Consider the following 12774-nt stretch of genomic DNA (forward strand, 5'->3'; position numbering starts at 1 on the left):
GATCGTGAACCATAGGGGTCTGCTGTCGGTGCCGCTACAGCCACTCGTGCAGTCAAGACCACGCGCTGACGCCGACGATCCCCGACAACGACAGATAGGCTGAGCAGGGGCGCGGCGGCCTGGCCAGCCATCTGCGATCTTCTGCTAATCCCAAGGCCGCAGGCCCGAATCGTGCCCGCATCCTCCGAGCCGGTGCAGGCACTGGGCGGCGTCAAGGTCAGCGGCCGTCGGATGCAGGCGCAGGCGTCTGCCCTGGCTGCCTGCGTAGGGCGGCTGTTGCGACGTGCGGAGGGAGGTGTTTAGCTCGGCCGGTGAGATCCGATTTCGAGGACTGGGCACGCGGGACGTTTTCACGGTGGAACGCAGTCACCATTGCTTCCACCATCCTCGGCCTTCTCCTGTTCGGCTTGGGGCTCATGCTCTCAGATAGGTAGGACCGCTATGCCATCCACGTGCCAGTAGCCGGTACCTAGGAGGGTCACCAGGGGGGCACGAACGGTCACGCGCTTCCTGCCATTCCCAGGCCACCAGGTCCTTGCTGGCCGTGATCTTTGACCTTCCAAACTGGAGGTGCCCGACCAGACCGGTTGGCCTGTCACTAGCGGTCATACTTACCGGGTGGCGACCGCGGACCTGACGTATGGCGGCGTCGTGCCGGCGCTGATCGAGGTCGTCCCCGAGCTGCGCGACGCCTTGAACGAGCACATCCGGGACAACGACGAGATCCTCCAGCATGTCTTTTTCGGCTGTGACGTGGTGCCCTTCGTCTTGGACGCATGGAAGCACGGGAGAGCCGGCGTTCTTGCTCGATGCCTCGGGTTCCTGGATGCCGCTATGGCCAGCCCCAGTACGCGGGAGCTCGTGGCGGTGTCCTTCGTTGAAGCCGTCGGGCCCTGGGATTCGACGATGGCCGACTTCATCGCGATCTGGCCGCAGGCTCTCGCCGAGGAAGCCGCCGCACAGGTTGGATAACGGCAGTACAGCCATCCGTACAGCCAAGCCGGCTGACGACCGGCGGGGCAAGGCGACACCGGCCGACGCGACGTGCAGATCAGCGACCGTGAACGACGCAGACCGACAGGGCGCCTGATCTTTGCAAGGCAGGGGTTAGGGGTTCGAGTCCCCTGGGCTCCACCAGCACTTTCCTTGGTTGATCTCGGTGTCGAGTACGGGCCATTCGTACAGCCAAGCGGTCACGCCGTCCTCTCCTCGCCCAGCATCCGCCGGCCGCCGCGGAGCTGCTCGAAGCGCCGGTTGACGTACTGCGGATCACCTCGCCGGGCACCACGGAGGTTGGACGGTCCGACAACTGCCCGACGAGTAGATCCGCTTGAACGGCTACAGCCACTTCATGTCAATGTTCCCGGAGTAGACCCGCGCAACTCGATAGTCGGGGCGTCCGAACAGCTCCGCTTCGCCGTTGTAGATCGCGATGAGCGAGCTTGCTCCGTGCCACCAGGCGTCGACAATGCCGGCAGTCTCTGCAACGGGTTGCATACCGGAGAGGTCAAGGTCGGCAACCGCGTCGCCAGAGATCGTGGTAACCGTCTCTGCGATGTGCTCTGCCGAGTGGGCGAGCGCCAGCGACTCGATCCAGCCTTCGATTCGGGCGTGCAGTGGCACCCAGCTATCCATCGCGATGCCGAAGTTTCCGTCAGGCCCGATTAGGAAGGAGTACGGCAGCGCCGTCCGTTGCGGTCCTGCCTCGAACCGCCACCCTGGGTCGGGGAAGTCGCTCTCCCACTCCGGTGTATCGGCGCACAGTATTCGCGGCCCGCCGTCGTAGCTGAGCGATGGAGGTAGGGCGAGCCCGCCCCAGCAAGCCTGATGGCTTACCGCACGATCAACGACTTCCGACGGAATGCCGTTGGCCTCCCACTGCTGGCGCCAGTCACTGACCGAGGGCACGTCGAGCCAAACTCCATGGACCGCGACGAAGCGGCGAGCCCGAGCACTGAGGCTGGACGGTGCGTCACGGAAGTGTCGCCTCACGAGGGCAGCCTATTCGATCATCCTTGCGTCCTCGGCTGTAGCGCTGGGGTCATGGATCAGCCGCACACTGACCTGATTGAGCGCGAACACGAATACAAGATCGAAGAGCAACTCCAGAAAGCTCGCCCGCTGCCAGCCGGCTTTCTCGCGTCGGAGCCGCTCACCGCCCGGCTCACCCATCCGCCGTCAGCCCGGCGCAGGGTCCCAACATGGCCACGGCGTCTTCTCTCGTATCAGCGATCACTCCATTCATACGAGCCAGGGATGTGGGAAGCAGCACTCGGCGGAGTCGTAGCGCAGGCGGCAGAGTGCGATGGTGTGCAGGGCGTGGTTGGCGCTCCGGGTTGTCGCCGACGGTGGTGAGCAGCTGGCGGCGACATCGGGGCCACACCAAACAGGGTTCCTCTGATCGCTGAGGGGGACCGCGCGCGAGAGTCACCGCGGCGCTGGTGGACGCTCGCGGTCGGTGGGCAGTCGGCGAGCCAGCTCACGGCGCAGCACGTCGCGGCCCGGAGTCAGGTGGGCGAGCGGTACCAGGATCTCGTGGGGTCGGCTCTGCCCGTGCCCCGCCCACTGCCAGCGCTTCAGTGGGGGCCGGGTCCGGTCGGGGTCGACCGGCTCGATCACGAGGAACGCCGCCAACACCCCGTGGATCTCGGCGCGGGCGATGTTCGACCAGGCGATGGTCACGGTGATGTCGTCCGGACCGGACACCTCCACGTGATCGCCGGTGAGCCGCAGGGGCAGCCGGGCCTGGTATCCGGAGTCCGGCGGGCGGGCCACCCGCCGGGAGACCTCGAGGATCGCGAAGCACAGCAGCCCCAGCCAGAGCCCATCCCACCACTGCCGGCCCCGGACCAGGTTGAACGCGACAGACGCTCCCACGACGAGGAGCAGCCCGATGACCATGAAGGCGGTCCGGTGACGTGCCGAGGCTCTGAACTCGATGGTGGGTGGCCCTTCGGCGGCGGTCACCGGAATTTTCTGCCCGCCCGATCCGAGCGCCAAACCGTGGCCGGGCCCGGCCGGCGGCCGGAGGAAGCGGGCACCGGCGGCAGCGGGTGGCTGGCACACTTCCCCGAATGACACGACCTCCTGGGACCGGCGGCAGCGTGCCCGCCGACGAGGACGCGATGAGCGGCGAGGCGGCCCGCCGCGCGCTGGCCGAGGCGTGCCCCGGCATCCGGGTCGCGGACGTCCGGCGGCTCGACGCCGGCTACACCAGCCGGCAGTGGGTCGCCGACACGGACGAGGGTCCGCTGCTGGTGAAGACACCGGTACGGGACACCGACCCCGAGCACCTGCGGCGGCTCGTCGCCACCACCCGTCGGGCCGCCGAGGGTGGCGTCCCCGTGGTGCGGTTCCGCGCCTTCGTGCCCCGGAGCGCCGCCTTCGCGGCGCCGCTGCTGGTGCAGGAGTACCAGCACGGTACACCCGCCAACGACGCGTGGGAGGCGATGGACGTCGCCCGGCGTCTGAGGTTCGCCGGTGAGCTGGGCGAACTCGTGGGCCGCGTCCACTCCTGCGCCGGGCCGTGGTTCGGTGACGTGCTCGGCGCCGAGAAGTACCCGGACGTCCGGACTTTCCTGCACGCCCTCGTCGACTCCCAGCTGGTCCGGGCGCCGGCGGACATCACCTCGGTCGGCCGCGACGGCCTGTCCCGGGCGATCCACCGCGCCATCGACGCCGTGCCCCCGGACGGGACGCCGTCGTTGACCCACGGCGACCTGTGGCGCCAGAACATGATCCTCCGCGACGGGCGGATCGCCTGCCTGCTCGATTTCGAACACGGTCGCTACGCGGACCCGTTCCTGGACTTCGGCAAGCTCGACGAGCACATCTTCGACGAGTTCCCCGAGGGGCGGGCGGTGTTCCTCAAGGCCTACCACGAGGTGTGCCCGCTGCCGGACGACTGGGAGTCCCGGGTCCGGCTCGGTCACGCCGTCCACGCCCTGTCGATGAGCGTCTACTTCCTGCGCTGGACCCCGAAGTGGGCGCCGCGGTACGTGCGCGAGCTGGACGAGTGGCTGACCACCGGCGGGAGGTCCGGGGGATCCCACTGACCGGGGGCAGGCTAGCGTCGGAGCGTGAGCACCGGAAAACCCCGCATTCTGCCCGCCGACAGTGGCATCGCCGAAGCCGCCGCCGTCCTGCGCGCCGGTGGGCTGGTCGCGTTCCCCACCGAGACCGTCTACGGGCTCGGCGCGAACGCCCTGGACGCGCGGGCCGCCGCTCGGATCTTCGAGGCCAAGGCCCGGCCCAGCTTCGACCCGCTGATCAGTCACCTGGCCGACGCCGCCGACCTGGAGAAGCTGGTCGGGCCGGTGCCCCCGGCGGTCGCCGCGCTGGCCGAGCGGTTCTGGCCGGGCCCGCTCACCCTGCTCGTGGAGCGGCCCGCCGACATCCCGCCGATCGTCACCTCCGGCCTGGACACCATGGCGGTACGGGTGCCCGACGAGCCGTCCGCGCGGGCGCTGATCCGGGCCGCCGGGGTGCCGGTCGCCGCCCCCAGCGCCAACCGGTTCGGTCAGCTCAGCCCGACCCGCGCTGAGCACGTGGTGCAGGGGCTCGGCGCGGCGGTCGACGTGGTGCTCGACGGCGGGCCGACCCGGTGCGGGATCGAGTCGACCATCGTGGACGCCCGAGGCCCGCAGCCGGTGGTGCTGCGGCTCGGCGCGCTCGCCCTGGAGGAACTGATCGCGGTGGTCGGGCCGGTGCACGTACGGCCGGGCAGCTCGGGGCAGCCGGTGGCGCCGGGGACGCTGGCGGCGCACTACGCCCCGCGTACCCCGTTGCGGGTGGTGGCCGGCGCGGTGCCGGCGCCCGACGACGGCGCCCGGCGCGGCTTCCTGGCCTTCCGGGAGCGGCCGGCGGACGGCTACGCGGCGGTCGAGGTGCTCTCGCCCGCCGGTGAGGTGACGGAGGCGGCCGCCCGGCTCTTCGACGCGCTGCACCGGCTCGACGCCGCCGGGGTGACCGAGATCCTCGCCGAGGCGGTGCCGGACGTGGGCGTGGGGCGGGCAATCAACGACCGGCTGCGCCGCGCCGCGGCCACCTGGGAGCCGGCCGGCTGAACTCCCGCGGGTCGGACAGGGCGACGCCCGGTGGGCGAGAATGACGGCCCGGACGACGCGAGGGGATCGGATGAGGCATCCGTCGGAACGGCCGCTGCTGCCCGGCCTGATGCTGCTCTCGCTCTGCCTGGCCGGCCTGTCGTCGACCGCCGGCGCGGGGTTCGCGGTCGTCGTGTTCCTGGCGATCTTCCTGGTCTTCTTCGGCGTCTGGTGGCTCGGTTGGCTGTTGCGGGGCCACGAGCTCTGGCGGGAGGAGCGGCGTCGCCGGAATTGAACGGCATGGGTCGACGGGCCGGGGGTAGGGATTTCAGAACGACAACCCCCGGAAAGCGAGGTGTCACCATGCCGACCGCACGCGACATCATGACCAGCGACGTGACCTGTGTCCGTGAGCAGGACGACCTGCGGGCCGCGGCCCGACGGATGGCCGAACTGGGCGTCGGTGCGCTGCCGATCTGCGGCGACGACAACCGACTCAAGGGGATGCTCACCGACCGCGACATCGTGGTGAAGGTCCTGGCCGAGGGGAAGGACCCGGCGAAGGTGACCGCCGGTGAGCTGGCCCAGGGCGAGGCCGTCACCATCGGCGCGGACGACGACGCCGCCGAGATCCTGCGCACGATGGGTCAGCACAAGGTGCGCCGGCTGCCGGTCATCGACGGGCACGAACTCGTCGGGATCGTGGCCGTGGCCGACGTGGCCCGGTCGTTGCCCGAGCGCCCGGTGGGCGACCTCATCGAGGCCATCTCCGAGCGGGCCTGACCGACCGGCACCGACGATCGCCGCCCACCGGCTCCGGCCGGCCGGCGGCGATCGGCGTACGCGGGCGCTCAGCCGGTCAGCGGCACGGTTTCGCCGCGTGCGATGGTGCGGACCGTCGACACCAGCCCGCGCCGGCGGGCCTCCTCGACGAAGTGCCGCAGCGGTGACCGGAACACCGGGTAGTCGTCGTAGTGGATCGGCACGGTGAGCTTCGGCCGGATCAGCTCGACCAGGTCGGCGCCCTGCTTCGCGTCCATGGTGAGCAGGATCCCGGCGATCCGGGTGCCGCCCAGGTGGATCAGCATCGCGTCGATGTCGGGGTAGCGCCGGGGGATCTCGGCGAGCTGTGGCCGGCGCAGCGTGTCACCGGTGACGTAGAGCCGGAACCGGCGTTCCCCGTCGTGCTCCAGGTCGACCATGGTCCCCATCACGTCGGGCAGGAGCCGGTCCAGTGCCCCCGGCCCGTGCTGCCCGGGCAGCGCGGTCAGCCGCAGCGTGGTGCCGTCGCGGCGCAGTTCCCGGGACTGCCAGGTGGCCAGTCCCTCGGCGGCGTCGAAGCCCCAGCGGCGCAGCTTGCGCCCGGCGGACGGGGTGGTGACGATGGGCAGCCCGTGGTCGAGTTCGCGGCGGGCCACCCGGTCGAAGTGGTCGCCGTGCAGGTGGGACAGGACCACCGCGTCCAGGGTGGGCAGTTGCGCGATCGTCAGCGCCGGGTCCGTCCGCCGCCGCGACCACAGCCCCTTGCCCAGGTACGCCCGCTGCCCCCGGTGCAGGAAGTTCGGATCGGTCAGCAGGGTGAACCCGCCGATCCGCAGCACCGTCGTCGCGGTGCCGACGAACGTCACCTCAGGTCGATCCGTCATGCTCCGTCCCTACCCCTCGTGCGCCGGCTGAACCGGACGGCGGGGGGAAGCGTTCGACCAGTCGGGTCAGCGCGCCGTTGGCGACGGTCGCGCCGAGCGCCGAACCGGCCGCGATGCTCCAGCCGACCGGGCCGAGCGGGGTGCAACCGAAGAAGTGGCTCACCACGGGGGTCTGCACCACCGTGACGAGCACGCCGAGCGACACCGCGCTGCAGGCGAGCACCATCGGGCTGGTGCCGCCGGCCAGCACGGTCTGGCCGAGCTGGGTGCCGACCAGCGACACCAGCGCCACCGTGCCGGCCCGGCGTTCCCGGCCGGTGTAGCGGGCCAGCGTCCAGCCGGCCGTCGCGCCGAGCGTGGTGGCGGCGGCGCGCAGGCCGATCTCCCGGGTCAACGTCCCGCCGAGCGAGGTGTCCGGCCCCTCCCGGAGCAGGTCGTCGGCGTGGCCGGCGGCGGGCGGTCGGATCGCGATGGCCATCGCCGGGGCCAGGTCGGTGAGGAGGTTGACCAGGAGGAGTTGCCGTCCGGTGAGCGCGGAGCGGCCGGTGGCGGCGGCGGTCAGCACGCTGAACGCGATCTCGCCCAGGTTGCCGCCGACCAGGATGCTCAGCGCGTGGCGGACCGACGACCACATGGCCCGCCCCTCCACCAGGGTGGCGATGATGGTCTCCAGCCGGTCGTCGGTGACGACCAGGTCGGCGGCGGCCCGGGCGGCCGGGGTGCCCCGCTGGCCGAGCGCGATGCCCACGTCGGCCAGCCGGATCGCCGGCGCGTCGTTGGCGCCGTCGCCGGTCATCGCGACCGTCCGGCCGCACTTCTGCAACGCCTGGATGATCCGTACCTTGTGCGTCGGCGTGCAGCGGGCCACCACGTCGGTGCGGGAGAGCCGCTGGCCGAGCGCCTCGTCGTCGAGCTTGTCCAGCTCGGCGCCGGTCGCCACCCGCTGGTCGTCGTCGTCCGCGCTGATCACCGAGGCGATCGCCTCGGCGGTGGCCGGATGGTCCCCGGTGATCATGATGGTGTGCACGCCGGCCTGCCGGATCCGGCGCACGGCGGGGGCGGCGCTCTCGCGTACCCCGTCGGCGAGGGCGAGGAAGCCGACGAAGACCATGTCGTGCACCTGGTCGTCGGTGATCGCCTCGGCGTCCACCGCGCACTCGGCGACGGCGAGGATCCGGTGCCCCGCCCCGGCCCGGTCGGCGAGCATCGCGTGCAGTCCGCTGCGCCCCTCGTCGTCCAGCGGTTCGTCCCGGCCGCCGTGGGTACGCCAGGCGCTGCACCGGGGCAGCACCGTCTCGGGTGCGCCCTTCACGCTGAGCAGCAGCCGGTCCCCGCTCCGCCCGATGGTGGCGTGGTAGCCGCGGGACGGTTCGAACGGCAGGCCCCCCACCGCCGTCCAGCCGTCCGCGCCGGTCCACTCCACCACCCCGGCGTCCCGGGCGCCGCGGCGGACCGCCCGGTCGGTGTGCTGCGGCAACTGCTCCGGGTCGTCGGCTTTCGGGGTGGCCCGCAGCGCGGCGCCGAGGATCAGCCGCAGCGTCTCGTCGAGCTCCGCCACCGGGGCGTACCCGCCGTCGTTGCCGACCCCGGCGAGCAGCAGCCTGCCCTCGGTGAGGGTGCCGGTCTTGTCGAAGCAGAGCACGTCCACCCGGCCCAGCGCCTCGATGGTGCGCGGGTTGCGGACCAGCGCGCCGCGCTCGGCCAGTCGCCGGGCCGCCGCCAGCTGCGCGGCGCTGACCAGGAACGGCAGCCCCTCCGGCACCGACGCCACGGCCAGGTTCGCGGCGGTCGCCGCCGTCTGGGCCAGCGGTACGCCCCGCAGCAGCCCCGCACCCGCCACCGCGATCGCCGAGCTGGCCGCCAGCGGCACCGCCGCGCTGGTCAGCTTGCCGAGGCGGACCTCCACGCCACTGGCCGGCGGAGCCTGTCGGGCCAGGGCGAGGCTGCGACCCGACTCGGTGTCGGCGCCGGTCGCCACCACCACGGCGGTGCCGTGCCCGGCGGCGACGGTGGTGCCCTCGTAGAGCATCGAGCGGCGGTCGGCGACGGCGGCGGCCACCACCGGCTCGGCGGTCTTGCGCACCGGCAGCGACTCCCCGGTCAGCGACGACTCGTCGGCCTCCAGTCCGTCGGCGGTCAACACCCGGCAGTCGGCCGGCAGCGCGTCCCCCGTCCCGAGGACGACCACGTCGCCAGGGACCAGGTCCTCGGCGACGAGCACCTGTTCGGTGCCGTCGCGGCGCACCCGGGCGGTGACCGCGGAGCGGGACAGCAACTCGGCCAGGGACCGTTCGGTGGTGCGCTGGTGCACCGCACCGAGCAACGCCGACCCGCCCACCACCCCGCCGACCAGGGCGGCGTCGACCAGCGACCCGAACGCCGCGGAGAGCACCGCCCCGGCGGCCAGCACCGGGGTGAGCGGGTTGGACAGCTCGTCGACGAAGGCCCGGAGCAGCCCGCCCGGTCCGGGCGCGGCGCCCGGACCGGCACCGTGCCGGCGGCGCGCCTCGGCGTCGGTCAGCCCGTCCGGGGTGGTGTCGAGCTGCCGCAGCACGGTCGGCACCGGCATCAGGTGCCAGGCGGTGGTGGTCGGCGCGGGCGCCCCGTCCGGGTCCGGCAGCCGGCGCGCCCGCCACACCCCGTGCGCGAACGCCACCGCCGCCGCGCCGTTCACCGCCGACAACGTCCGCCCGGGCAACTGCTCGCGCTCGGCGGTGAACGCGCCGAGCGCGCCGAGCCCGGTGCCGGCCATGGCGAGCCGGATGTTCTGCCCGGTCATCCGCCGGGCCACCCCGGCCGCCTCGATGACCAGCGCCGGTACGCGCAGGTCGGCGCCGACCAGCAGGTGCGCGCCCCAGGGCGGCAGGTCGTCCGGGTCGGCGACGCCGAGGCCGCAGTCGGACGCGGCGAGGGCCCGGCGGTCCCCGGAGACCACCAGCACCACGGCGCCTCCCTGCTGCAACCCGCGGATCGTGTCGGTCAGCCGGTCACCGCCGGCCAGGACGCTGTCGGTGAAGTCGTACCGGCGCGGGTCGTCACCGGCCACCACCAGCCGCAGGCCGGCCCGCCGGGCGGCGGTGGGCAGCGCGTCGGCTCCCGGCGCGGGTTCGGACTCCACCCGGACGACCGCGGCGAGGGTGCCGTCGTGGGCGAGGCCGAGGAGCAGCCCGCCGCCGTCGCGCAGCCGGCGGCTGTCCGCGGTGTCATCGGGGTCCTCGGCGGTCGGCCCGTCCAACGGCGCGAGTCGCCAGCCGTCCGACTCCCGCGCCCCGTCCGGGTCGGCCGGGTCGAAGAGGGCGAACGCGCGGCCGGACACCTCACCGATGTCCGCCCCGGCCAGCGGGGCGAGGTCGGCCAGCACGCCCCGCCCAGAGCCGAGGACGGCGGCGTCCAGCACCACGGTGTCGATCCGGTCGAGTCGGCGCAGCACCGTGCGGTCCATCGCGATCACCCCGCGTCGGGCCAGCATCCGGCCGAGCTGGGCGGCGTACCCCTCGCGGCCGCTGCCGGGGGCCTTGGGCAGCGAGGAGAGCCCCAGCGCGGCGGCCCGCTTGCCGCCGACGACCGGGAAGGCCGCCGCGCCGGCCGCCGCGCCGGCGGCCAGCGCCCAACTGGAGTACCGCTCGACCGGGCCGTCCGGCACGGGGCGGGGCCGCTCGGTCGTCGGTGCCCGGGCGACGGCCCGCTCCGGGTCGCCGGTCAGCCGCGGCTCGGCGCGGGTCCAGGCGGAGAGCTGGGCCCGGGCCTCGCTCCACTGCACGATCCGCTGGACGCCGTCGAGGACGATGCCCGTCCAACCACCGGTGAGGCCCTGCACGACCGCCTCGGCGAGCGGGAAGATCACCTCGGCGCGCGGGTCGGCGCGCAGCAGCCTCCGGTCGGCGAGGGCGTGCAGCTTCGGGTGCATGTCGATGGCGCCGAGCAGGCCGGCGACCTCGCCCGGGACGGGGGTGAGGGGGAGGATCCGGGTGGCCGCCGAGATCGTCAGGCCGAGCGCGTCCGAGGCGAGCGCGCCGAGCGTGCGGGGCGTGCGGGGCCCCTCCTCGGGCGGGTGCGGCGGTGGGATCTCCGGGTCGGGCTCGTGCGGGCAGACCCGCTCGGTGCGGGCGATCGTGGCGATCAGGTCGCGCAGCTGGGGCTTCGGCTCCTCGACGGCCACCACCACCCGGCCGGACGGGGCGTTCACCCGGGCCCAGGCCACCCCGGGCATCCCCTCCAGCGCCGCCTCGACCTGCCGGGCGAGCAGGTCGCCGCCGTCCTGGCAGACGCCGTGCACCTCGATGTGGTGTCGCCCGGGCCGGGACCAGACCCGGCGCCGGGTCAGCCCGACCACGCGGGCCAGCCGGGACGCGGCCGTGCCGACCGTACGGGAGGCGTCGGCGACCAGCGGCGGCACCGGCGGCAGCACGCGGCCGGCGACCCGGCCCAGCGTCGTCATCGAGGGGTACGGCCGGGCTGCCGGCCCCGCTTCCCGTCGCCCGTCCCGCTCATGCCGTACGCCATCTCGCCTCCCGCTCTCGTGGGACGGCCTGGCTTCCCGGCGTACCGGTGGTCATGCCCCGTTGGGTGGGAAAGTTTCCGCCGGAGGCGGGCGGCGCGACCGGGTTCACCGTTGACCTCAACCCGGCTTCAGGATGCAGGCTGGGTCCGTGCTCAACGATCTCCCACGGTCGGCCCGATGACCGCCGACCTCGCCCCGGTCACCCCGGCGGCCCGCCTCTACGACCCACGACTGCGCGCGATGACGGTGGGCATCGTCGCGCTGGTCTCCCTCCTCGCGTTCGAGGCGCTGGCGGTCGGCACGGCGATGCCCACGGTCGCCCGGGCGCTGGACGGCCTCGCCCTGTACGCGCTCGCCTTCGGCGGGCCGTTCGCGGTCGGTGTGCTCGCCATGGTGCTCTCCGGCATCTGGTGCGACGCCCGAGGTCCCCGGGCCGCGATGTGGACCGGGGTGGTGCTCTTCGTGGCCGGGCTGCTGCTGGCCGGGAGCGCCACCGCGATGGGCGTGCTGGTCGTCGGTCGGGCGGTGCAGGGTCTCGGCTCCGGGCTGCTCTCCGTCGCGCTGTACGTGGTGGTGGGGCAGGCGTACCCGGAGGAGCTGCGCCGCCGGGTGTTCGCCGCGTTCGCCGCCGCCTGGGTGGTGCCGTCGCTGGTCGGCCCGGCGGTGGCCGGCCTGATCGTCGAGCACCTGGGCTGGCGCTGGGTCTTCCTCGCCGTACCGGTGGTGGCGGTGCCGGCGGCGCTGCTGGTCCAGTCGGGGCTGCGGACGCTCGACGTGCGGGCCGCCGACCGGACGCCGGCCGGGGCGGTGGCCCGGATCGGTTGGGCGGCGGCAGCGGGGGTGAGCGCCGCGCTGCTGCACCACGGGGGGCAGCAGCGTGGCGCGCTCGCCGTACCCCTGGTGGTGCTCGCGCTGGTCGGCCTGGCCTGCTCGGCGCCGCGGCTGCTGCCGCCGGGTTTCCTGCGCGCGGCCCGCGGCCTGCCGACGGTGGTCGGCCTGCGCGGGCTGGCCTCGGCGGCCTTCGTGGGCGCCGAGGTGGTGATCCCGTTGATGCTCTCCCGGGAGCGGGGCTTCTCGCCCACCGCCGCCGGGCTGGTCCTCAGCGTCGGGGCGCTCTCCTGGTCGCTCGGCTCCTGGTTGCAGGGGCAGCTGCCGTCGCCCCGCTCGAGCGCGACGTTCCCGCGCGTCGGGCTGGCCTGCATCACGGCGGGGACGGCGATCGTCGCGGTCACCGTGTCTCCGGCCGTCCCGGTGGCGCTCGGCGTCGCCGGTTGGGCGTTGGCCGGGGCCGGCATGGGGCTGCTCTACCCCTCGCTGTCGGTGCTCACCCTGGCGCTCTCCGCCCCCGGCGAGCAGGGGCGCAACAGCTCGTCGTTGCAGCTGGGCGACTCGCTCCTCGCGGCCACCGCGCTGGCGCTGACGGGTGCCGTGCTCGCCGCCGGAGCGGCGCCCGGACCGGCCGACTACGCCGGCATGCTGGCGGTCGCGGTGGGCTGCGCCCTGCTCGGGACGCTGCTCGCCGGCCGGGTGGCGGCCGCACCCCGCTGATCGCGCCCGCCTCTGGCCGGGATGCGCGCCGAAC

Annotated in this window: 11 protein-coding genes; 6 read left to right on the forward strand and 5 right to left on the reverse strand. The window is 73.7% G+C overall.

Annotated elements, in window-relative coordinates:
* Positions 1 to 618: 618 nt before the first annotated feature.
* The gene (locus V6U79_RS22035; RefSeq protein WP_334615646.1) at positions 619 to 972 is read left to right on the forward strand and encodes a DUF7674 family protein; all 354 of its coding nucleotides are present in this window, start codon (positions 619 to 621) and stop codon (positions 970 to 972) included.
* A gap of 366 nt (positions 973 to 1338) precedes the next feature.
* Here the strand turns inward: V6U79_RS22035 and V6U79_RS22040 are convergent, their stop codons facing one another.
* From V6U79_RS22040 to V6U79_RS22050, 3 genes are all read right to left on the reverse strand, one after another.
* Entirely contained in the window at positions 1339 to 1992 is a 654-nt protein-coding gene (locus tag V6U79_RS22040) for a hypothetical protein (protein WP_334615647.1), read from the reverse strand.
* Positions 1993 to 2001: 9 nt separating this feature from the next.
* Positions 2002 to 2172, reverse strand: a complete 171-nt coding sequence (locus V6U79_RS22045) for a low temperature requirement protein A (protein WP_334615648.1) — start codon at positions 2170 to 2172, stop codon at positions 2002 to 2004.
* A 255-nt stretch (positions 2173 to 2427) separates the two neighbouring features.
* Positions 2428 to 2967 (reverse strand): hypothetical protein, encoded by a 540-nt coding sequence (locus V6U79_RS22050; RefSeq protein ID WP_334615649.1) that lies wholly within the window; start codon positions 2965 to 2967, stop codon positions 2428 to 2430.
* A gap of 107 nt (positions 2968 to 3074) precedes the next feature.
* Here V6U79_RS22050 and V6U79_RS22055 point away from each other — a divergent pair, with 107 nt between their 5' ends.
* From V6U79_RS22055 to V6U79_RS22070, 4 genes are all read left to right on the forward strand, one after another.
* On the forward strand, positions 3075 to 4055 hold the full coding sequence (locus V6U79_RS22055; protein ID WP_334529172.1) for a phosphotransferase family protein: 981 nt from the start codon (positions 3075 to 3077) through the stop codon (positions 4053 to 4055).
* A 48-nt stretch (positions 4056 to 4103) separates the two neighbouring features.
* A complete protein-coding gene (locus V6U79_RS22060; RefSeq protein WP_334529233.1) occupies positions 4104 to 5066 on the forward strand; it encodes an L-threonylcarbamoyladenylate synthase in 963 nt (320 codons plus the stop codon).
* A gap of 70 nt (positions 5067 to 5136) precedes the next feature.
* Complete coding sequence (locus V6U79_RS22065; protein ID WP_334615650.1) at positions 5137 to 5340, forward strand: hypothetical protein; 204 nt, start codon at positions 5137 to 5139, stop codon at positions 5338 to 5340.
* Positions 5341 to 5408: 68 nt separating this feature from the next.
* Complete coding sequence (locus V6U79_RS22070) at positions 5409 to 5828, forward strand: CBS domain-containing protein (RefSeq protein ID WP_334529167.1); 420 nt, start codon at positions 5409 to 5411, stop codon at positions 5826 to 5828.
* Between the two features lie 68 nt (positions 5829 to 5896).
* Here the strand turns inward: V6U79_RS22070 and V6U79_RS22075 are convergent, their stop codons facing one another.
* Together V6U79_RS22075 and V6U79_RS22080 are read right to left on the reverse strand one after the other, a co-directional pair.
* Entirely contained in the window at positions 5897 to 6691 is a 795-nt protein-coding gene (locus tag V6U79_RS22075) for an MBL fold metallo-hydrolase (RefSeq protein WP_334615651.1), read from the reverse strand.
* Positions 6675 to 11129, reverse strand: coding sequence for an HAD-IC family P-type ATPase (locus V6U79_RS22080; protein WP_334615652.1), 4455 nt, complete (start codon positions 11127 to 11129; stop codon positions 6675 to 6677). The genes V6U79_RS22075 and V6U79_RS22080 overlap by 17 nt, the downstream gene beginning before the upstream one ends.
* A gap of 240 nt (positions 11130 to 11369) precedes the next feature.
* Between V6U79_RS22080 and V6U79_RS22085 the strand changes: the two genes are divergently transcribed.
* A complete protein-coding gene (locus V6U79_RS22085; RefSeq protein WP_334615653.1) occupies positions 11370 to 12740 on the forward strand; it encodes an MFS transporter in 1371 nt (456 codons plus the stop codon).
* The last annotated feature ends 34 nt before the right edge of the window (positions 12741 to 12774 follow it).

It is taken from the genome of Micromonospora psammae (genome assembly GCF_036902725.1).
GTDB lineage: Bacteria > Actinomycetota > Actinomycetes > Mycobacteriales > Micromonosporaceae > Micromonospora.